At 33.8% G+C, this 23,197-nt stretch carries 19 protein-coding genes; all 19 read right to left on the minus strand.

Annotation, left to right across the window (positions count from 1 at the left end; all coding sequences use genetic code 11):
- Positions 1-4: 4 nt before the first annotated feature.
- The 19 genes from HMPREF2706_RS07940 to topA all read right to left on the minus strand — a co-directional run bounded on the left by HMPREF2706_RS07940 (position 5) and on the right by topA (position 23,069).
- Positions 5-322, minus strand: coding sequence for a L7Ae/L30e/S12e/Gadd45 family ribosomal protein (locus tag HMPREF2706_RS07940; protein ID WP_002436350.1), 318 nt, complete (start codon positions 320-322; stop codon positions 5-7).
- Positions 319-603, minus strand: a complete 285-nt coding sequence (gene rnpM / locus HMPREF2706_RS07945) for an RNase P modulator RnpM (protein ID WP_002436310.1) — start codon at positions 601-603, stop codon at positions 319-321. The genes HMPREF2706_RS07940 and rnpM overlap by 4 nt, the downstream gene beginning before the upstream one ends.
- Positions 604-619: 16 nt before the next feature.
- Positions 620-1,843 carry a transcription termination factor NusA gene (gene nusA / locus HMPREF2706_RS07950; RefSeq protein ID WP_002436342.1) on the minus strand — a complete coding sequence of 408 codons (1,224 nt, stop codon included), beginning with the start codon at positions 1,841-1,843 and terminating at the stop codon, positions 620-622.
- A gap of 20 nt (positions 1,844-1,863) precedes the next feature.
- On the minus strand, positions 1,864-2,331 hold the full coding sequence (gene rimP / locus HMPREF2706_RS07955) for a ribosome maturation factor RimP (RefSeq protein ID WP_002436317.1): 468 nt from the start codon (positions 2,329-2,331) through the stop codon (positions 1,864-1,866).
- Between the two features lie 225 nt (positions 2,332-2,556).
- On the minus strand, positions 2,557-6,867 hold the full coding sequence (locus HMPREF2706_RS07960) for a PolC-type DNA polymerase III (RefSeq protein WP_141761280.1): 4,311 nt from the start codon (positions 6,865-6,867) through the stop codon (positions 2,557-2,559).
- Positions 6,868-7,122: 255 nt separating this feature from the next.
- Positions 7,123-8,826, minus strand: a complete 1,704-nt coding sequence (locus HMPREF2706_RS07965; protein ID WP_049428545.1) for a proline--tRNA ligase — start codon at positions 8,824-8,826, stop codon at positions 7,123-7,125.
- A gap of 19 nt (positions 8,827-8,845) precedes the next feature.
- Positions 8,846-10,132 (minus strand): RIP metalloprotease RseP, encoded by a 1,287-nt coding sequence (rseP, locus tag HMPREF2706_RS07970; RefSeq protein ID WP_030064796.1) that lies wholly within the window; start codon positions 10,130-10,132, stop codon positions 8,846-8,848.
- 239 nt (positions 10,133-10,371) lie between these two features.
- A complete protein-coding gene (locus tag HMPREF2706_RS07975) occupies positions 10,372-11,154 on the minus strand; it encodes a phosphatidate cytidylyltransferase (RefSeq protein WP_002436308.1) in 783 nt (260 codons plus the stop codon).
- A gap of 3 nt (positions 11,155-11,157) precedes the next feature.
- Positions 11,158-11,928, minus strand: a complete 771-nt coding sequence (locus tag HMPREF2706_RS07980) for an isoprenyl transferase (protein WP_002436351.1) — start codon at positions 11,926-11,928, stop codon at positions 11,158-11,160.
- A gap of 280 nt (positions 11,929-12,208) precedes the next feature.
- Complete coding sequence (gene frr / locus HMPREF2706_RS07985) at positions 12,209-12,763, minus strand: ribosome recycling factor (protein WP_002436295.1); 555 nt, start codon at positions 12,761-12,763, stop codon at positions 12,209-12,211.
- 17 nt (positions 12,764-12,780) lie between these two features.
- Positions 12,781-13,503, minus strand: a complete 723-nt coding sequence (gene pyrH / locus HMPREF2706_RS07990) for a UMP kinase (protein ID WP_002436299.1) — start codon at positions 13,501-13,503, stop codon at positions 12,781-12,783.
- A 136-nt stretch (positions 13,504-13,639) separates the two neighbouring features.
- Positions 13,640-14,518, minus strand: coding sequence for a translation elongation factor Ts (gene tsf, locus HMPREF2706_RS07995; RefSeq protein WP_030064793.1), 879 nt, complete (start codon positions 14,516-14,518; stop codon positions 13,640-13,642).
- 150 nt (positions 14,519-14,668) lie between these two features.
- Positions 14,669-15,457: a 30S ribosomal protein S2 gene (gene rpsB, locus HMPREF2706_RS08000; protein WP_002436327.1), complete on the minus strand. Its 789-nt coding sequence runs from the start codon at positions 15,455-15,457 to the stop codon at positions 14,669-14,671.
- Between the two features lie 252 nt (positions 15,458-15,709).
- Positions 15,710-16,483 (minus strand): GTP-sensing pleiotropic transcriptional regulator CodY, encoded by a 774-nt coding sequence (gene codY / locus HMPREF2706_RS08005; RefSeq protein ID WP_002436324.1) that lies wholly within the window; start codon positions 16,481-16,483, stop codon positions 15,710-15,712.
- A 22-nt stretch (positions 16,484-16,505) separates the two neighbouring features.
- On the minus strand, positions 16,506-17,909 hold the full coding sequence (gene hslU, locus HMPREF2706_RS08010; RefSeq protein WP_002436320.1) for an ATP-dependent protease ATPase subunit HslU: 1,404 nt from the start codon (positions 17,907-17,909) through the stop codon (positions 16,506-16,508).
- 83 nt (positions 17,910-17,992) lie between these two features.
- Positions 17,993-18,535 carry an ATP-dependent protease subunit HslV gene (gene hslV / locus HMPREF2706_RS08015; RefSeq protein WP_023350393.1) on the minus strand — a complete coding sequence of 181 codons (543 nt, stop codon included), beginning with the start codon at positions 18,533-18,535 and terminating at the stop codon, positions 17,993-17,995.
- Between the two features lie 3 nt (positions 18,536-18,538).
- Positions 18,539-19,429 (minus strand): tyrosine recombinase XerC, encoded by an 891-nt coding sequence (xerC, locus tag HMPREF2706_RS08020; protein WP_023350394.1) that lies wholly within the window; start codon positions 19,427-19,429, stop codon positions 18,539-18,541.
- 236 nt (positions 19,430-19,665) lie between these two features.
- Positions 19,666-20,973, minus strand: coding sequence for an FADH(2)-oxidizing methylenetetrahydrofolate--tRNA-(uracil(54)-C(5))-methyltransferase TrmFO (gene trmFO, locus HMPREF2706_RS08025; protein ID WP_030064791.1), 1,308 nt, complete (start codon positions 20,971-20,973; stop codon positions 19,666-19,668).
- A gap of 20 nt (positions 20,974-20,993) precedes the next feature.
- A complete protein-coding gene (topA, locus tag HMPREF2706_RS08030) occupies positions 20,994-23,069 on the minus strand; it encodes a type I DNA topoisomerase (protein ID WP_030064789.1) in 2,076 nt (691 codons plus the stop codon).
- Positions 23,070-23,197: the final 128 nt, after the last annotated feature.

Genomic DNA, 23,197 nt, shown 5'->3' on the forward strand with positions numbered 1-23,197 from the left:
ATAATCACTCCTTACGATATTCATCTATCATTGATAATAACTTTTTAGCAAAACCATTATCTGTTACACCAATATTAACTCTCTCGCCTTTACCAAGTGCTCCCCCTAATTCAGCCCTCGTTCCAAAATTCCTTAATGGAACTTGGTTGCTATTGCACTTATCTTTCATAACTTTCAAAGTATTGTCAGACGCGTCGGTTGCTACGATTACGAGTTTAATCTTATTGGTTTTAATGTCGTTTAAAATAACAGATTCTCCACTTTTAACTTTTCCTGCTCTCATTGCTAAGCCCAGGAAATTAAATATTTGATCTTTAATCATTTAGGAATCTCTTCTCTATAAATTAAACGAATAATTTCTTTATATACCGGCTCTAGTGTTTCTTTAGAGGCGTTAAAGTACTTTTCAAGTAACTCTTTTTGTTGAGCCTTTTCAACTAGAGAAACATCTTTAGAAACATATGCTCCACGACCTTGTTTCTTACCAGTCGCATCTGCAAAGATTTCGCCTTCTTTATTGATGACTACTCGAATCATATCTTTCTTTGGATGCATTTCATTAGATATAATACATTTTCGCATTGGAATTTTTTTCTTTTTCATAAGTTAACACTCCAATCTATTCTTCTGTATTTTTATCTTCTTCAGCATCAGAGTCTTTTTCTTCATCAGTCTCTGCAGCTAATTCTGCTGTTGTTAAATTAGATTCTTCTAAATTAACGTCATCAAATTCAACATCTTCATCACCAGTGTTTACGATTTCATCTGCAACTTCTTCAGATTCAATTACAGGGTAAACGCCTGCTTCACGTGCATCAGATTCAGATTTAATATCAATCTTCCAACCAGTTAATTTAGCTGCTAGACGCGCATTTTGACCACGTTTACCTATTGCTAGAGAAAGTTGGTAATCAGGTACAACCACTATTGTTGATTGATTTTCTTCGTCAACAATAACTTCTAGAACTTGTGATGGGCTTAAAGCATTTCTAACGAATACTTTCGGATCCTCATTCCATTGAACGATGTCTATTTTCTCTCCACCAAGTTCTTCAACAACAGCTTCAACACGTGCACCTTTAGAACCTACACATGCACCTACTGCGTCGATATCTGCATTATCAGAGTAAACACTGATTTTAGAACGGTCTCCTGCTTCACGTGCTACAGATTTAACAATGACAGTTCCATCATAAATTTCTGGAACTTCTTGTTCAAATAAACGTTTTAATAAACCTGGATGACTTCTTGAAACATAAATCTGAGGTCCTTTTGTTGTTTGTTCAACTTTGTTTACATAAACTTTAATACGTTCATTAGGGATGTAACTTTCGTTAGGGCTTCTTTCAGCTTCAGATAAAACAGCTTCAATTCTACCTAAATTTACGTAAACATAGCGATGATCGACACGGTCAATCACACCTGTTAAAATATCTTCTTCTTTATCAATAAATTCATCATATAGGATTTCTCTTTCAGCGTCTCTTAAACGTTGCATAACTGCTTGTTTAGCTGCTTGTGCGCCTACTCGTCCAAAGTCTTTAGGAGTAACATCTTCTTCATAGATATCACCAATTTCATAAGCTGGATTTTTTACCAATGCAGTGCTTAGATCTACTTCATCTCTATCATCGAAGACTTCCTCTACGACTTCTTTTCGAGCAATTACTCTAAACGAACCTTCGTCCATGTTTAATTCTACTCTTACATTTCTTGCACTGTCATAATTTTTCTTATATGCAGTGATTAGCGCAGCTTCAATAGCATCGATAAGTACTTCTCTAGGAATTTTCTTTTCCTTTTCTAAATATTCAGTAGCTAATAATAATTCATTACTTGACACAGTTTTTCCTCCTCATCACGTTAAATCATAACAGCGTGACGTGCTTTAGCGATTTTATTTCTTGGTATTTCAATTTCTTTGGTTTTTGATTTTTCTTTTACTTCCATAACTATATTGTCTTCATCTACAGATTTTAATATTCCCAACCACTCTTTATCACCTTCGATTGGTGCATAAAGTGAAACAAATATAGGTTGACTTACAGCATTTTGAAAATCTTTATCTTTTTTAATAGGTCGTTCTGCCCCTGGAGATGCTACATCAAGGTAATACATTTCCGGGATAGGGTCATTTTCATCCATTGCTTCACTAATTTTTTCTGAAGCTAAAGTACAATCATTAAGATCTACGCCACCTTCTTTATCGATGGACACTCTAAGAAAGCGATCTTTACCTTCTTTAACATATTCAATTTCAACAAGTTCAAATTTTAAATCATCTAATATAGGCTGAATTATAGTTTCTACTTGTTCAGTAATTTTACTCATACAGGCCTCCTTTTTTGGCAAATAGAAAAGAGCGGGTATATGCCCACTCTTCTGCCTGAGTTTAATCATTTTTTACACAATTAAAGTATATCATAACTCATGATACTAAACAAATTTCATAAGTTGTAGACGGGATAGAGGTGCTATTAACATTCTATTGTTTAGCACCTAAATCCTGTATTTTGGTAATCTATTTGATATATAGCAATCATTTTCAAGGGAAAACTACATATCAAAAATAGATAATTGTGCTTTATCTGGTAAACCTGGTAAGGATCCCATCTCATCTAAGTAATCAATAACTTTTTGTGAAAGTCCCGCTTTCTTATTTAAATCTTCTTTGGATAAGAAAGGACCTTCCTCACGTGCTTCAACAATCCGTTTGGCAACGTTCTCACCTAAACCAGGTACTGCAACAAACGGAGGAATAAGCGTGTCTTCTTCAATAATAAAGTCGAAAGCCTGACTTTTTTCAAGACTAATTGGCTGCATGCGGAATCCTCGATGTGCCATTTCGTTCATGATTTCTAAAACAGTTAAAACATCTTTTTCTTTTTTTCCTAAGTCCATATAACGAGAGTACATGTCTTTAACAGTGTTGCGAATACTTGTTTTATCTTTAATCATTGTAATGAGATCAAAGTCAGAAGCTCTAATAGTAAAGTACGCTGCATAATAATATAGCGGATGGTGTACTTTAAAATAAGCAATTCTTACTGCCATCAGAACATATGCTGCAGCATGGGCTTTAGGGAACATGTATTTAATTTTTCGGCATGAATCTAAATACCAGTCAGGTACATCATTTTCTTTCATAGCTTCGACCATTTCATCGGTTAATCCACGACCTTTACGCACGAATTCCATTGTTTTGAAGGCCATAGATGGTTCTAATCCTGCGTACATAAGATAAACCATAATATCATCACGACAACCTATTACGCTTGATAAATCACAAATACCTTGTCGTATTAATTCCTGAGCATTACCAAGCCACACATCAGTACCGTGTGATAAGCCAGAAATTTGTACAAGCTCTGAGAAAGTTGTTGGTTTCGTATCTTCTAACATTTGTCTAACGAATCCAGTACCGAATTCAGGGACGCCAAATGTACCAGTTTTACATAATATTTCATCTTCAGTAACACCTAAACTCTCAGGACCACTGAAAATTTGCATCGTATCTTTATCATCAACTGGAATAGTCTTAGGATCAATACCTGATAAGTCTTGAAGCATACGTATCATAGTTGGGTCATCGTGCCCAAGTATATCGAGTTTTAAAACGTTATCATGTATGGAGTGGAAGTCAAAGTGTGTTGTCATCCAAGCTGCACTTTGATCATCTGCAGGGAATTGAATAGGCGTAAAATCGTAAATATCCATATAGTCTGGAACTACTATAATACCACCTGGATGTTGTCCAGTCGTACGTTTAACACCAGTGCAACCTTTAACCAATCTGTCAATTTCAGCTCCACGTTTATGGATACCTTGATCATTGAGATATCCTTTTACAAACCCGAAAGCAGTTTTCTCAGCAACTGTACCAATCGTACCTGCACGGAAAACTTTATCTTCACCAAATAGCACTTTAGTATAGTTATGCGCGTTTGGTTGGTACTCCCCACTAAAGTTTAAATCAATATCGGGAACTTTATCTCCTTTGAAACCTAAAAACGTTTCGAATGGAATATCTTGTCCTTCTTTAATAAGGTCATTACCACAAATAGGACACTTTTTATCTGGAAGGTCGAAACCTGAACCTACTGACCCATCATCAAAGAACTCGCTCGTTTTACAATGTGAACATATATAATGTGGAGGTAAAGGATTAACTTCGGTAATCTCAGTCATCGTAGCCACGAAACTAGAACCGACCGAACCACGAGATCCTACTAAATAACCATCATCAAGTGATTTTTTAACTAATCTTTGTGAAATCAAATAAATTACTGAGAAACCATTACCGATAATACTAGCTAATTCCTTCTCTAATCGATCTATAACGATTTGCGGTAAATCTTCACCATATAACTTTTTAGCATTAGAATAACTTAATTCACGAATCTCATCATTTGCACCTTCCATTCTTGGTGTAAATAATTTATCTTTAATCGGAACAACTCTCTCAATACGTTCGGCTAATTCGTTTGTATTTTTGACTACGATTTCATGCGCTTTCTCTTCTCCAAGAAAATGAAATTCGTCTAGCATTTCATCTGTAGTTCTAAAATGTGCTTCAGGTAACGTTGAACGATTTAATGGATTACCTGGTTGTGACGCAATTAAAATTTTTCGTGCAATTGCATCGTGTTCATATAAATAATGCACATTACCCGTCGCAATAACTGGAATATTTGCACTTTCTCCCGCTTCAATTAACCGTTGATAAATTTCTGTTAAAGTTTCATGATCACGAATTAATTCTCTGTCCATCAAATCTTGGTACAATGCAGGTGGTTGAACTTCTATGAAATCATAATACTTTGCAATTTTTTCAACTTCTGATTGGTCTTTTTGCATTACAGCAGTAAATAATTCCCCTTCATCACATGCAGTACCAACCAATATCCCCTCTCTATATTCATTTAAAAGAGAGCGTGGAATTCTAGGTGTACGATAATAGTATTTTACTAAAGACGCACTTACGATTTTAAATAGATTTTTAAGTCCTTCTTGGTTTTGAACTATAAGTGTTACGTGAGATGGGCGTGCTCTTTTATAAGCATCTTCATTAGTTAGCTTTTTATTTATTTCCAAGTGATTTAGAACGCCGAGTTCTTTCATTTGTTGAATCATTTTGATGAAAATATATGCGGTTGCTTCAGTATCATAAATCGCTCTATGGTGTTGTGTGAGTTCGACGCCATACTTTTTAGCAAGGAAGTTTAAACCGTGTTTACCGTATTCAGTGTTAATCGTACGTGAAAGTTCTAATGTATCGATGACACCGTTAGTAGACGGCCCAAAGCCTAAGCGCTCATAACCAGTATCAATAAATCCCATATCAAATGAAGCATTGTGAGCTACAAATATCGCGTCCCCAACCCATTCTTTAAATTCAGTTAATACTTCTTCAATTTCAGGAGCATCCGTTAGCATGTCGTCTGTGATATGAGTTAAATTAATGATTGTTTCAGATAAACGTTCATGAGGATTACTAAAGCGTTCGAATTTATCAATAATTTCACCATTATGAACTTTTACAGCTGCTAACTCAATAATTTTATCGTATTGATTAGATAAACCTGTTGTTTCAACGTCAAATACCACATAAGTAGCATCTTTTAAAACGCGGTCAGTAGGTTTGTAAGCGATAGGCACTCCGTCATCAACAAGCATGCCCTCCATACCGTAAATCATTTTAATTCCATGTTTCTCTGCTGCATTATGTGCATCTGGAAATGCTTGAACGACATTATGGTCAGTAACTGCAATAGCAGAGTGTCCCCATTCAGCGGCTTGTTCAACATAAGAACCGATATTCGGTATACCATCCATTTGGCTCATAGCTGTATGCAAATGAAACTCTACACGTTTTTCGTCAGCTTTATCTTTTTTTGGTGCTTTTTTAATTTCTTCAATATCTGACATCATCATAACTAAATCACGCACAAATGTATCTTCTTCAATACGACCTTGTGCTCTCACCCATTTTCCTACACTTAAAGCCTTAAAATGGTCTAGGTCATCTTTATTTTTACGGGTGAACATTTTTAAAACTAAAGAATCTGTGTAGTCTGTAACTTTAAGCTCTACGATATGACGCCCACTTTTAAGTTCTTTTAAATTGATATCGAAAATAACACCTTCAATTGCTACTTTGAATTCTTCTTCGATAATTGAATCAATAGAGCGAATGTTTTCAACTTGAATTGTTTTCCCAATTTGACACTTATCAACAGAACTTTCATTGTTATCTTGTTGTTTAGCCTTTTCAGCCTTCATTTTTTCTAATTTTTCAGTAGCTTCTCTAGCACTTTGTTCATCTTCTTGTTGAATATGAGCTTCTAATGAGGCTAAATCATCATCATGATTCGTAGTATCTGTTTCAAAGATAATCTTGTCTATATTAAAACCACATTTTTGAAAAGCTTTAACTAAACTTCCATTACATGCTTTGTCAAAATGGTTACGTTCAATATCATTGGATACTAAAACTTTGATTACATTACCAGACATAATCAATTTCTTTTGTTTTAATTGACCTTTAACTTTAGGTGATAATCTCGTTTGATCAATACAATGGGCAAAGTATTTTAATGCATGTTCGTCTTGGTGAGTTGTATCTTTAATTGAAAAATGGATTGTAACTGTGGCTATTTCTTTAAACTCTTCTTCAATTGCATGAGTAAATAATAGGTAATCTTCATGTGAAAGAAAACGTGGTAATGAGATTTGAAATTCCCATGTTCTATTCTTATTAGAAACATCAATTCGAGTCAGTTCACCCTCATTTAGAATATCAGTCTCTAATTGATTTGATATTTTAATTTGATCGGCAAGTACTTTGAATTTTTCTTGATTTGTCATTGCCAAAATAATAACCACCTTAAATTTTTAATACTTGTACTTTTATTTAAATTCTAATTATGTATGTGATAAGAACTACTATTGCTGCACACTCAAATCTTATAGCAAATTTGATTCATATTATACTACTCATTTGATTAATTTTCATGAGAAATTATTTGTATATTTAAAACAATAAAGAAGAGCAGGTTTGAATTTCAAACTCAAAATTCATTCCCCGCCCTACTTCAACTAGTTTACTTTCAAAATCTAAATCTATTTTAAATTGTCATATAAATCTTTTAAATAATTTTCTAAATCATTGACGTGAATCTCTTCACTTTCACCATTCAAGCGTTGTTTGACCTCAACAATACCCTCTTCAGCTCTTTTACCGACTACAACTCGCATTGGTAATCCAATTAAGTCAGCATCGTTAAATTTAACACCTGCGCGTTCTTTTCTATCATCATAAAGAATATCGAATTGACCATTTAATTGATCATATAATTGATCTCCTAATTCACGTTGATCATCTTTTTTAGGGTTAATTGTTATTAAGTGTAAATCAAATGGTGTGACTGATTTTGGCCAAATAATACCATTGTCATCATTATTTTGTTCAACAATAGCGCTAAGAGTTCTCGAAATACCAATACCGTAGCATCCCATAATTAATGGTTGCGCTTTACCTTGATTATCAAGGAAAGTAGCGTTCATTGCTTCAGAGTATTTTGTACCCAACTTGAAGACTTGACCAACTTCAATACCTTCTGCAAATTGAGCTTTACCAGAACCATCACTTAACATTTCGCCTTCTAAAATAAATCTAAAATCACCATATTCATCAATGTTAAAATCTCTTTCTACATTAGCATTAACATAATGATAGCCATCTTCATTAGCACCTATAACAAGATTATTTAAATCTTTTACATAGTTATCTGCGTATATCTTAATTTCTTTATTATGAATTGGGCCTAAAGAACCAGGATTTGCACCAACTAAATTGACAATTTCATCTTGTGATGCCATTTCAACATTTTCAGTACCGAAATATGCTTTTAATTTAACATCGTTAAATTCATGGTGCCCTCTTATTAGAATCATAATAAATTCGCCATCTACTTTGAAAATCATTGTTTTAACAATTTCATCTAGTGGACGATTTAAGAAATCTGCGAGTTCTTGTGCTGTTTTGACATTTGGTGTTTCAATTTTTGATAGTTCAGCTGTTTCAGTATGTTTTTCTGAAGGATGATAAATAACTTCTGCTTTTTCAATATTAGCAGCATAGTCACTTTCGTTACTATAAACAATTGTATCTTCGCCAATTTCACTTAGTGCCATAAATTCATGAGTGTGATTACCACCAATCGCGCCTGAATCAGCGACTACAGGGCGTGCGTTAATCCCTACACGCTTGAAGATTTTACTATATGCATTGTACATATCTTGATATGTTGCATCTAAAGATTCTTCGTCAGCGTGGAAAGAATATGCATCTTTCATAATAAATTCTCTGCCGCGTAATAATCCAAAGCGGGGTCTCTTTTCATCACGGTATTTTGATTGAATTTGGAATAAGGTAAGAGGTAGACGTTTGTATGATTTTAGTTCGTCTCTAACTAGAGAAGTTACAACCTCTTCATGCGTAGGCCCCAATGCGAATTCTCTTCCATTTCTATCTTTGAGTCGCATTAACTCTGGACCATAAGCTCCCCAACGTCCAGATTCTTCCCATAATTCAGCTTGTTGTAAAGCGGGCATTAAAATTTCAACGGCATCAATACTTTCCATTTCTTCTCGTACGATGTTAGAAATGTTATTTAAAACTCTTGTTGCAAGTGGTAAATAACTATAGATTCCACTAGTACTTTGTTTGATTAAACCTGCTTTAAGTAATAAACGATGACTTAGTGCTTCAGCTTCTGCAGGAACTTCTCTCATCGTTGGTATAAATACTTTAGATTGTTTCATTCTCTATTTTCCTCCCTAATTATAAGAAATACCGTTGTATATCGTTCCAAGTTACGATAATCATAATAATAACAACAAATAATGCACCTGTTGCAATAATAGCTGTTTCAGCCTTTTTATTCACTGGCTTTCTGAAAATAGCCTCATATAATACAAATAAAATTCGACCACCATCTAACGCTGGAATAGGTAATAAGTTCATGATACCTAAGTTTACACTTAATAATGCTGTATAGCCTATTAGGTTGATAATACCAGACTTTACAACTGAGTCCACATTATGGTAAATACCTACTGGACCATTAAGCATGTCGAATGAAAAACCACCAGTAAAGATGCTAGCAATCATACCAACAACCGCTGAGAAGATTAATTTACCTTTATCAAAGAAATTATAAATTCCATAACTGATTGGTTTAAAAATACTGTGCTCCAACTTAGGTGCAAATCCGATTTGGTAACTTGTTTGCTTTTTGTTTTTGCTAATTTTGTTTTCTACCTTTTTGGGTTCAAGTTGCATTGTTTTTGAATGGTGATCTCTTTGTACTTTAATTGTTGTTTTAGAAGTTTTATTATCATCTAATACTTTTCTTATTTCACTAAAGTCTTTAATTTTATGATCACCGATTTCAACAATTTTATCACCTTTATGTAACCCAGCTTGATCTGCAGGTGAATGCTTTACTACTTCTCCAATTGTATTTGTAGGCGTACCTTGGTAATAAGCTAAACCTATAAATAACACTAATGCTAGAATAAAATTGAAGAGCGGGCCGGCAAAAAGTGTTAAAAATTTGGGTAATGGTTTCTTATGTGCAAACTGTCTATCTCTAGGGGCGATTTGTATAAGACTTCCATTTTCAACAAAATATGCCTTCTTAGCGATTGAGTAATGATGTCTTTCTTCATCATAAGATGTTATACCTTCTATATATAAATCATCTTTAAAGTCACATTTTTTAACTTCTATAGCTTCAATTTGTTGGAATTTATGTTGATCATCTAAAATAATATGCGTAATTTCATCTTTTTCATTTAATTTAATTTTTACGTTCATACCTGGTTGAACTGGTGGCTCTTCAAGTCCATCTCCAGCCATTCTTACATAACCGCCTACAGGTAATAAACGTATTGTGTATAATGTTTCATCTTTTCTAAAACTAAAAATTTTAGGCCCCATGCCAATCGCGAATTCAGGACAAATGATACCTGCTCTTTTAGCAAAGAACATATGACCGTATTCATGTACAGTAACTAGTACACCAAATACGATGATAAATGAAACTATTGTTATTAAATAGCTCATACTCTACACCTCTATTGATATTATGTTTAATTTTCAATAAATCTAAGTACTAGAATAAACAAATAATATAAAACATTATAATACGCTTAGATTCATTCTCTAATAAATATGTATAATTGTAGTTAACGATTTATACAGTGATAGTGTTCAAAAGGAGTTAAGAGACATTGCACTCTCTCCAATATCTCAATAACTCCTTTATTATAACATCTATTTTATTTTATAGACTGTACCACAAATTAAATTTGGATTAATAAAATATTTAATAGTGGTAAAACAAACATAAAACTATCAAATCTATCTAAAATACCACCGTGACCTGGTAAAATACGGCCTGAATCTTTGACACCAAAGTGTCGCTTAAATCCAGATTCAACTAAATCTCCTAATTGACCAAACATACTTAAAATCACTGTAACTATTAATAACAGCCATATGTTTAGATGGAAATTCACGAAAAATTGCATAATTAAAGGTACGAGTAAACTACAAATGATTCCCCCAATAAAACCTTCAATCGTTTTATTAGGGCTAATCACAGGCCATAATTTATGTTTACCCATCAATCGACCGAAAATATATGCTCCAGTATCTGTTAACCAAACTATTAGAAAGGCAAATAATATGTAATGTAATCCCTCTGAACGTGTTTCATAGAAATACATAAATCCAATACCTACATATGCTACCGACATAAGACAGAAAGCTGCATCCATAAAACTAAATCTGTTCTTAGATAGCACTGTATAACTTAGGACAATAAAACTCATAGCTATTAAGCTTTTAAGTTGTATAGTTTGTACCCATTCCCCAGCATCTTGAGGCAACATAATAATAATTAAGGCTAATGCACTAATAAATCCTGGTATAGATAAGAACTTAATCATGTTCATGTTTAATAGTTCTTTTAATGCAATTAAAGCTAATAAGTAAGCGAAAAGCATTAAAATCATGCCACCTTTTAGTAAGAATGGCAAGAATATTAATAAGGCAATAATTGCAGTTAATGTTCTTACTTTCATACTTTACTCCTCACTTAATCCCCCAAAGCGTCTTTGGCGCGATTGATAAATTTTTAAACATTCTTTTAATTCATTTTCATCGAAATCTGGCCATAACTTCTCATTAAAAATAAATTCACTGTATGAAGCTTGCCAAATTAAAAAGTTACTAATTCTTTGTTCTCCAGAAGTACGAATTAGTAATTCCGGATCAGGGTAATCGCGAGTCATTAAATGTTTGTTTAATAGATTTTCATCAATAGCTTCAGAACTTTGATGCGCAGATTGTAACTCTTCAAATATTTCTTTCATACTTTGAATAATTTCAGCACGTCCACCATAATTAATAGCGAAAATTAATGTTAATCCTGTATTATTCTTCGTCTTTTCTTTCGCTTGATTAATAGCTTCAATAGTTGATTGGGGTAAGCCTTCACCGAATCCAATTGTTTCAACTTTAACATTTTTTTCAATTAACTCTGGTAAAAATGTTTTAAGAAAATTAACAGGCAGATTCATAATATAATTAACTTCGCTTTCAGGTCTAGACCAATTCTCTGTGGAGAAAGCATAAAGTGTTAAATATTTAATACCAATATTACTCGCTTCTCGAGTAATTTTTTTGATTGTTTGCATGCCTTCATAATGTCCTTTTATTCTTGGCATTTTACGTTTTTTAGCCCATCGACCATTTCCATCCATAATGATGGCAACATGTTCAGGAATATTATGTAAATCTAAATCATTATTTAGATTATTTTCAGTCTTATTTTTATTTTTTAGCTTTTTAAACATGGTCTTTCCTCCGAGCCTGATCATCTCTGTTTTATTGTATAGGTTAATTAAACAATCATCTACCATTTTATCATACTCATTTATTCCATTGAATAAGCAAATAAAAAAACTGTACCAAAGTCCTACTTGGTACAGTTTAGACTATTAAAACATAAACATTCATAAAGTATTAAAGAAGTATGACCTCAAGTCGAGCTCACTAATTAATTCTTAGACACTTTATAAATATCATGTGAAGAGTAGTTATAAATTTTAATCTACTCAGTGACAAGTCACATGATTAAACAGACATGATATCTTGTTCTTTATCGTCAACTAACTGATCTATTTCTTTAATAGAGTTATCAGTTGCTTTTTGAACGTCATCAGTTTGACTTCTTAAGTCATCCTCAGTAATGTCACCATTTTTCTCTTCTTTTTTAAGATGATCATTGATGTCACGGCGAATATTTCTAATTGAAACTTTTGCATCTTCACCAATTTTTTTAACGTTTTTCACTAGTTCTTTACGTCTTTCTTCTGTTAATGCAGGAACAGAAATTCGGATGACCTCACCGTCACTTGTTGGGTTAACGCCCAAGTTTGCTGCGATGATTGCTTTCTCAATATCATCTACTGAAGTTTTATCATATGGTGAAATTACTAATAAACGTGCTTCAGGAACATTGATACTTGCTAATTGTTGTACTGGTGTTGGTGCACCATAGTAATCAACTGTTACACCATTTAGTAAATTTGAATTAGCTCGACCAGCACTGATGTTAGCTAATTCACGTGATAAGTTGTCGATAGATTTTTGCATTCTAGCTTTAGTATCTTTAATAATGTCACTCATTTTTTTACACCTCTAATTTATTTTGTAATCAGCGTACCGATTTTTTCTCCCATAACGGCGCGCTTAATATTTCCTTCTTCCATAATTGAGAATACATTTAATGGAATATTATTGTCCATGCAGAATGATGAAGCAGTAGAATCCATTACTTGTAAACCTTCTTGTAACATTTGAATATGAGTTAAGTGTTCATATTTAACGGCATTTTCATCAACTTTAGGGTCAGCTGAATAAACACCATCTACATTATTTTTACCCATTAAGATTACATCTGCTTCAACTTCAGCTGCTCGTAAAGCTGCTGTAGTATCAGTTGAGAAGTAAGGGTTACCTATACCAGCTGCAAAGATAACTACGCGCTTCTTCTCTAGATGTCTGATTGCACGTCGACGAATATATGGTTCAGCAACTTGTTTCATTTCAATTGAAGTTAAAACACGTGTATCACAATCTAATTGTTCTAAACTATCTTGTAACGCTAAAGCATTCATTACAGTTGCTAACATGCCCATATAGTCAGCAGTGCCTCGATCCATTCCTAAATCGCTGCCTGTTTTACCTCTCCAAATGTTTCCGCCACCAACAATAACTGCAATTTCACAGTCCATTTTAGCAACTTCAGCAACTTGTTTCGCTACACTTTTGATGATAATTGGATTGATACCGAATCCCTTATCTCCAGCTAAAGCTTCTCCACTCAATTTCAAGACTACACGTTTATATTTAGAAGTTTGAGCCATTTTCTTATCCTCTCTATAGTAGAAATATGTAAAAATATATAAGTAAAGAAGACACGGATGGCTCCTTTCTATAGCTCTAAAACTATTAGAAAGGAAACTTAATAGGTGTCTTCTTTCTTGTTAAAATTATGACAGATTATTTCATTTGTCCTTTAACTTCATCAGCGAAGTTTTCTTCGCGTTTTTCCATACCTTCGCCTACTTCGTAACGAACGAAGTCAGTAAGTTGACCACCTTTTGATTTTAAGAATGCTTCAACTGTTTCATCTGGATTTTTAACGAAGTTTTGATCTACAGCACAAATTTCTTGTAAATATTTACGTAAACGACCTTCAACCATTTTTTCTACGATGTTTTCTGGTTTACCTTCGTTTAATGCTTGTTGTTTTAATACTTCTTTTTCGTGGTTGATTTCTTCTTCGCTTACTTGATCAGAAGAAACATATTTAGGGTTGATTGCAGCGATGTGCATAGCTACATCTTTTGCAGCTGATTCATCAGTTGTACCTTCAACAACAGTTAACACACCAATGCGTCCGCCCATGTGTAGGTAAGAACCGAAAGCGTCATTATCAGATTTAGTTCTAATAGCAAAACGACGGATACTTAATTTTTCACCAATTGTAGAGATAGCTTCTTTCATTCTTTCATCAACAGTTTTGCCACTTGATAATTTAGTTTCTAATAAAGCGTCAACTGTTTCAGCTTTACTATCAAGAATTTGGTTAGCAATTTCTTTAACTAATTCTTGGAATCCTTCGTTACGAGCAACGAAGTCAGTTTCTGAGTTGATTTCAACGATAGCTGCTTCATTTCCTTTAACTTCTACGTGTACAAGACCTTCAGCAGCGATACGGTCAGCCTTTTTAGCTGCTTTCGCGATACCTTTTTCACGTAAGTAGTCGATTGCTTTATCGATGTCACCATCAGTTTCAGTTAGCGCTTTTTTACAATCCATCATACCTGCGCCTGTTTTTTCACGTAATTCTTTAACAAGTTTTGCTGAAATTGCCATTAATTTCTCCTCCAATATATAATTGTATTTATGATATACCCAAATTTTACCATTATTTTAGGTGATATTTCCAATACTCTATAACGATTTGTTTTACTTTTAAAAAAAGGTGATAAGCATTAGTATCTTATCACCCATTTAAACTATATCTTAGTTTGATTCAACAGAAGTGTTTTCTTCAGTTGTTTCTGCTTGTTCAGATTCTTCTTTTTCATCTAAATTGATGTTTTGTTCTGCAGCTACTTCTTCATTAGATACACCTTGTTGACCTTCTAAGATAGCATCTGCCATTTTGCCTGTTAATAATTTAACGGCACGGATAGCATCATCGTTTGCTGGGATAACGTAATCGATTTCGTCTGGATCACAGTTAGTGTCAACAATACCTACGATAGGAATATTTAATTTACGTGCTTCAGCAATAGCGTTGCGCTCTTTACGAGGGTCAACAACGAATAATGCTTGAGGCATAGATTTCATATCACGAATACCGCCTAAGAATTTAATTAAACGGTCGTATTCTTTTTTAAGTTCAACAACTTCTTTTTTAGGTAATACTTCAAACAATCCATCTTCTTCCATTTTTTCAATTTCAGAAATACGTTTGATTCGTTTAGAGATTGTTTTGTAGTTAGTTAAGATTCCACCTAACCATCTTTGGTTAACGTAGAATTGACCAGCACGTTCTGCTTCAGCTTTAACTGATTCTTGTGCTTGTTTTTTTGTACCTACGAATAAGACTTTACCGCCATCTTCTGATACTTGTTTAAGGAAGTTGTATGCTTCTTCAACTTTTTTCACTGTCTTTTGTAAGTCAATGATATAGATACCATTTCTTTCAGTGAAGATATATTTTTTCATTTTTGGGTTCCAACGGCGTGTTTGGTGACCGAAGTGAACACCGGCTTCAAGTAATTGTTTCATTGAAATTACTGCCATTTTAAAATTCCTCCTATTGGTTATTTACCTCCATAATCAACTCATATAAAGACAAATCCAAAGATTTGCACCCTCTATATTTACATTAATTATGTGTGTATTGGCTTAATAGCCGTCAATTAATATATCATAACTTGTCCAGAAACGCAATGCCTTTGTGTCTGAACAATGAATAATATTTATGATCACATATAAAAAGAGTATCGCTCATGATATAGCTGACACTCTTTTTTATATTTGATGTTTTATTAATTATTTTGTTCTTTCTAATTCATCTAAGAATTTTTCTTTTTTAACTTTGATGAAAGTACCTTTCATACCTAGTGAACGTGATTCAATGACACCAGCACTTTCTAATTTACGTAATGCATTTACAATAACAGATCTAGTAATACCAACACGGTCAGCCACTTTAGAAGCGATAAGTAAACCTTCATTTCCACCTAACTCTTCAAAGATATGTTCAATCGCTTCTTTTTCAGAATAAGATAGTGAATTGATAGCCATTGTGATTGCAGCTTTATCACGAGCCTCTTTTTCAACTTCGTTATGTTTCTCACGTAAGATTTCCATACCAATTACAGTTGCAGCGTATTCACCTAAAACTAGGTCGTTCTCATTAAAGTCATCTTGAACTCGACCTAAAACGAGTGTACCAAGTCGTTCTCCTCCACCTAATATAGGGAAAATAGTTGTTCTACTGTTTACAAAAACGTCTTTGTTTTCAGGAGGGAACACTGTTAAAACATTATCAATGTCAATGTTAGATTGTGTTTGTTTAACATCCATAAGTTTTTCAGTATACTCACTAGGAATATGTCTTTCCTCTAACATATTGATAATTCGCTCACTCTTCAATAACTCGTTAAGACTCGACCCTAAAATTTTACCTCTTCTTGATACGATAAATACGTTTGTGACTGTAACGCTACTGATCGTTTGTGCAACATCTTTAAAGTCTACTGCAATGCCTTTATGTTTTTGTAATAACGTGTTTAATTCTCTAGTTTTAGATAATAAGCTCATAATTTTTCTCCTTCTATTTATATTATAAAATAAATGCACTTAAATCCTTATTCGTTGAGATAGTTTTTAGTTTATCATCAACATATTGTGGTGTTATGTCTACAACAGCATGTGGCATATTTGGTGCTTCGAATGATAAATCTTCAAGCATCTTTTCTAAAATTGTGTGTAATCTACGAGCACCAATATTATCAGTGTCTTGGTTGACTTGGTAAGCAATTTCAGCTAAACGTTTGACCGCTTCTTCAGTGAAGTTTACAGTCACTTCTTCAGTTTGAAGCAACGCTTCGTATTGCTTAATTAATGATAACTTAGGCTCTGTAAGAATTCTGACAAAGTCGTCAACAGAAAGACTTTCAAGTTCTACTCTGATTGGGAAACGACCTTGTAATTCTGGAATCAAATCACTAGGTTTTGAAACGTGAAACGCACCAGCACCAATAAATAGCATGTGTTCAGTATTTACAGTACCATACTTGGTTTGAATCATGCTACCTTCAAGGATTGGTAAAATATCTCTTTGAACACCTTGGCGTGAAACATCTTGACCACTATTTTGATTATTTGTTGCTACTTTATCAATTTCATCTATAAAGATAATACCCATTTGTTCTGCAAGCTCTAGAGCCTCTTGGTTTGCTGTTTCTTGATCTATAAGTTCATCAGCATAATCATCAGCAAGTATTTTTCTTGCTGTTTCAACAGATACCTCTCGTTCAACTTTCTTTTTAGGCATCAATTGGTTCATCATGTCTTGCATTTGTTGATTTTGATTCGTTCCTAGCATGCCCATAGCTGCTGGATCTTGTTCTACTTTTATTCTTACTTTTTCTTGTTCAAGTTTACCTTCTTCTAATTGCTTCTTAATTTCTGAACGCTTAGTTTTTATTTCTTCAGTAGGTGGCTCTTCCTCTTCTTCATTATTTTGACCAAAGTTAGGAATTGCACCTCCGAAAAGATTTTCAAGAGGATTATTTCCTTGAGAAGCCTTCTTCTTCATACTTGGAACTAACAATTTAACAAGCTTATCATTCGCTTTAGCAATCGCTTCATCTTTGACGAGTGCTTTCTTCTCTTCTTTCACTAAACGAACAGCTACATCAACTAAGTCTCTTACCATACTTTCAACGTCTCGACCTACATAACCTACTTCAGTAAATTTAGTAGCCTCAACTTTAATGAAAGGTGCACCAACTATTTTAGCCATTCTTCTAGCTATTTCAGTTTTACCTACCCCAGTTGGTCCAATCATTAAAATATTTTTAGGTGCGATTTCTTGTTTAGCTTCTTCATCTAATAAACTTCTTCTATAGCGATTTCTTAATGCAATCGCTACTTTACGTTTTGCGTCATCTTGTCCAACAATGTATTCATTTAATTTAGATACGATATCTTTTGGAGTCAATTTAATTCCATTTGTATCCATATATAACATTCCTCCATCTTGTTACTTTGTAACTAAGATTCATTTCCTAATTCTTAAAAATAAAATCACATTATGCAATTCAACTACAATGTTTCAACGATAATATTATCATTAGTAAATACGCAGATGTCTGCAGCAACTTTCAAGCTCTCATAAGCCATTTCTTTAGCAGAAAGTTGTGAAGCATGTCTTTTAAGCGCTCGACCAGCACTTAAAGCATAATTGCCTCCAGACCCAATAGCGATAAGATCATCATCTGGCGCAATAACTTCGCCTGTACCACTTACAACAAGAATTGCATCTTTATTCATAACAATAAGCATTGCTTCTAATTGTCTTAACTGCTTATCTCCACGCCATTCTTGTGCTAATTCAACTGCCGCACGTTCTAAATTACCGCTAAATTGTTGTAGTTTTGTTTCAAACTTTTCGAAAAGCGTGAATGCATCAGCAACACTACCAGCAAATCCTGCTAACACTTTCCCTTCATATAAACGTCTAACTTTTCTAGCAGTTTGTTTCATAATAACTTGTTGTCCAAGAGTAACCTGGCCATCACCTGCCATTGCAGCTTCTCCATTATGACGTACAGCGTAAATAGTTGTTGCATGTAAAGTATTACTCATAACTTACTCTCCTTTTTTTGCTCGAGGATGTGCATTTAAATAAACCTTGCGAAGTTGTTGATTTGAAACATGAGTATAGCGGCCTGTCGTTGATAAATTAACATGACCTAAAAGAGATTGAACTGTCCTCAAATCAGCACCTTGATTTAATAAATGCGTTGCAAACGTATGTCTGAGTTTATGGGGGTGTATATCTGTGACACCAGCAGTGCGTTTAACTACATCATTGAGAACATACCTCACACCACGTTCAGTAATAGGCGCACCATTCATATTAACTATAAGATATTCATGGTCATTAGTTTTTCTAGGTTGAAATTCGTCTAAATATCTTTCAATACTCTGCTTACAAAATTCACCAAAGGGAATGAAACGTTCTTTATTTCCTTTACCTAAAACTTTCACTCCAGGTAAATTCATATCTATATCTTTAATTTTGATATTAACTAATTCAGACACACGTATTCCTGTTGCATATAATAATTCAATAATAACCCTATCTCGTATGCCCTTTTTACTATCTTGCTCCACAGTTTGAAATAAAGCTTCCATTTCTTCTTCATAGAAGAATTGAGGAAGGTACTGTTCTTTCTTAGGGTGTACAAGTTGAACAAAGGGGTTAACTATTGATTCATCTTGAGTCATCCAATATTCATAAAAAGTACGTAAAGTAGAAATTTTTCTCGATACTGTCGTTCTTTTTAAATTATGTGAATATAAAAATGATAAATAATTTCGAGCATCTTTATATTCAAATGTAGCTAAATCTAAATGTTCACTAACTAAAAAGTCATTAAATTGAATCAAATCATCATGATAGGATTTCAAAGTATATTCTGAAAAATTTCTTTCTACCTTCAACATGTATAAAAATGTTTTTTGGATTTCATTCAATATAATTCCCCTCCATCATATTGCATTGTAGCATATGAATGATAGGGCATACAGTAATTTGGTAATCAATTCAAAATCTTTAGAGAATTAATGTCAAAAAGAATTTATAAAACCTTGAATTATTAAACCTATAATGCAAGATTTAAATATTACCTATTCACCACAAAACAATCGAATCATTCCATAAAAAAACTAGGTAGTAATTATTTTACTACCCAGTTGAACTATTATGCTCATCAAAGTGTTTGTTTATAATTATCTAGATATTCGAGCGCTCTATTTGCTTGAGCTTCATATCTTTCTTTTTTATCTTTAATTCGCTTTTCTAATGATGGTAATAAGCCGAAATTAGCATTCATAGGTTGGAAGTTTTTCTCATTTTTAGCATGAGAAATATAATAGGCCATACTTCCTATCATCGTCTCTCTAGGGAAAATAACTTCTCCTTTACCAGCAAGTTTATGAGCGAGATTAATTCCCGCAACCAAACCGCTTGCCGCACTTTCTACATAACCTTCTACACCAGTCATTTGACCTGCAAAATAAAGATGCTCATGACCCTCAAGCTCGTATTTTTCATTTAAAACGTCAGGAGAGTTGATAAATGTATTACGGTGCATCACACCATATCTCACGATATCCACATTCTCTAATCCAGGAATAAGACGTATAACTTCTTTTTGCGCGCCCCATTTTAAATGTGTTTGGAACCCTACGATATTGTAAAGTGTTCCTGCTGCATCATCTTGTCTCAATTGTACAACTGCATATGGACGTTCACCTGTTTTAGGGTCCTCAAGTCCTACAGGTTTCATTGGACCAAATAGTAAAGTTTTACGACCTCTTTCAGCCATTACTTCAAAAGGCATACATCCTTCGAAATATTTTTCTTTTTCAAATTCATTGACGGGTGCTACTTCAGCTTCTAATACAGCATCATAAAATCTATTAAATTCTTCTTCTGTCATAGGACAATTAAGATAAGCAGCTTCACCTTTGTCATAACGAGATTTTAAGTAAACTTTGTTCATGTCTATTGTATCTTTTTCTACAATCGGTGCCGCTGCATCATAAAAGTAAAGTTGATCTTTACCTGTAATATCAACTATTTCTTGAGCTAAGTGTTCTGTCGTTAGTGGACCTGTAGCTATAATTGTGTATCCTTCAGGAATATGATTAACTTCCTCATTTAATACTGTTATATTGGGATGATTACGAAGCGTATCAGTGATATAACCAGCAAAATCGTGTCTATCTACAGCTAGAGCTCCTCCAGCTGGGACACGTGCTTTATCAGCTGCTTGAATAATTAGAGAGTCCAGACGTCTCATTTCTTCTTTAAGCACACCAACTGCATTTGTCAGAGAATTACCTCTTAGTGAATTAGAACATACAAGTTCAGCAAATTTATCAGTGTGATGAGCTGGAGTTTGTTTCACTGGTCTCATTTCAATTAAATTAACTTTTACACCACGCTGAGCTAACTGATATGCCGCTTCAGAACCTGCCAATCCAGCTCCAACGACATTAACTGTTTGAGTCATCATTTTCCTCCTAATTTAATCTATTTTTGAACTTCTTCCTTGTAATCACAGTTAGAACAAACGACCTGGCTACTTCTACCTTTTTTCTTATCTACTAAGTAGTGGTTACATTTAGGACATTCTCTTCCTACTGGTTTATCCCAAGAAATGAAGTCACAATCAGGGTATTGAGAGCATCCGTAAAATATTCTATTCTTCTTGGATTTCCGTTCAACTACTTCACCCTCATTACATTTAGGACATGTTACTCCGATAGATTTAACAATAGCTTTAGTATTTCGACAATCAGGGAAATTAGAACAAGCCATAAACTTACCATATCTTCCCATTTTAATCACCATAGGTGAACCACAGACTTCACAATCTTCTCCAGCTGGTTCGTCTTTAATCTCTATTTTTTCCATTTCCTCTTCAGCACGTTCAACATCTTGCTTGAAACTATTATAAAAATCACCAACTACTTTACGCCAATTCGTATCTCCCTCAGCTATTTTATCTAATAAAGTTTCCATGTTAACAGTAAACTCTACATCAATAATTTCTGGGAAGTACTCTTGGACTTGTTCATAAACAATTTCGCCAAGTTCTGTTGGTACGAATCGTTTACTTTCTAATTTAACGTAGTTACGCTTTTGAATAGTATCTATAGTCGGAGCATAAGTTGAAGGTCTTCCTATTTTAAGTTCCTCTAGTGTCTTAACTAAACGTGCTTCTGTATAACGTGGAGGCGGTTGAGTAAAGTGTTGTGCAGGTTCAATTTGAGTTGCTGTAACTTTATCGCCTTCCTCTAATTTAGGAAGTTTATTTTCTTTATCATTTTCTTTATCATCTTTAGCTTCAACATATAGTGTCATGAAACCTTTGAATTTTATAGTCTGACCATTTGCTCTAAATTTAATATCATTTTGAGTAACATCGAGTGCAATAGTATCCAAAATTGCTGGAGCCATTTGGCTTGCCACAAAACGTTCCCAAATTAATTTATACAGACGATGTTGATCTCTAGTTAAATAAGGTTTCATTTCATCTGGAGTTCTTAAAGTACTTGTAGGTCTAATCGCTTCATGGGCATCTTGGTCACCTTGTTTACCGGTTGCCTTACGTTTAGACACATATTCTTTACCATATTTATCAGTAATATAGTTATGAGCTTCTGACTTTGCAGAGTCTGATATACGTGTAGAATCTGTACGCATGTAAGTAATCAAACCGATAGTACCTTGACGTTTTAAATCAATACCTTCATATAGTTGCTGCGCTAACATCATAGTTTTACGAGCTTTGAAGTTTAACTTACGTGCAGCTTCTTGTTGAAGGGTTGAAGTAGTAAATGGGTTAGCTGGATTACGTGTTTTTTCTTTCTTATTTACATTCGTAATTTCAAATTGATCTCCATCAAGAGCTGTTGTAATTTTCTCAACGTCTTCTTTTGTATTTAATTTGTAAGGTTTATTTTTATAATGGAGGAACTTAGCATTAAATTTAGACTTTTTATATCTAAATTCCCCTTCAATAGTCCAATATTCTTCTGGTTTGAAATTACGTATTTCATTTTCTCGGTCGATAACTAAACGAAGAGCTACTGACTGAACACGTCCTGCAGATAAACCTTTTTTAACTTTCTTCCATAATACAGGAGAGATATTATAACCCACGAGTCTATCCAGAATACGACGTGCTTGCTGAGCATCAACTAAATCCATTTCAATACCTCTAGGGTGTTTGAAACTATCTTTTACCGCATCTTTTGTAATTTCATTGAATACTACTCTGTTTTCTTTTGAGTCTTCTAGTTCTAAAATTTTTGATAAATGCCAGGCAATCGCTTCACCTTCACGGTCGGGGTCACTAGCGAGAAAAACTTTTTTAGCTTTTTTAGCATATTTCTTTAAATCTTTAACAACCGGACCTTTACCGCGAATTGTAATATATTTTGGTTCATAGTTATCTTCAGTATCGACACCCATTTGACTTCTAGGCAAGTCACGTACGTGTCCCATTGAAGCGATAACTTTGTATCTTTTTCCTAAATATTTTTCAATGGTTTTAGCTTTTGCAGGCGACTCAACTATGACTAAATTATCTGCCAAAGTGATTTCCCCCTTGCAAATTGAATTACTAAAGATAAATGATAAACGCTTAATTTTATGTTTGTCAACGTTTTAATTTTTAAATTCACATTTTGTTACAAATATTATTAATTTTGTCACATAAAACTTTAACT

The sequence above is a fragment of the Staphylococcus sp. HMSC067F07 genome (assembly GCF_001837405.1).
Taxonomy (GTDB): domain Bacteria; phylum Bacillota; class Bacilli; order Staphylococcales; family Staphylococcaceae; genus Staphylococcus; species Staphylococcus capitis.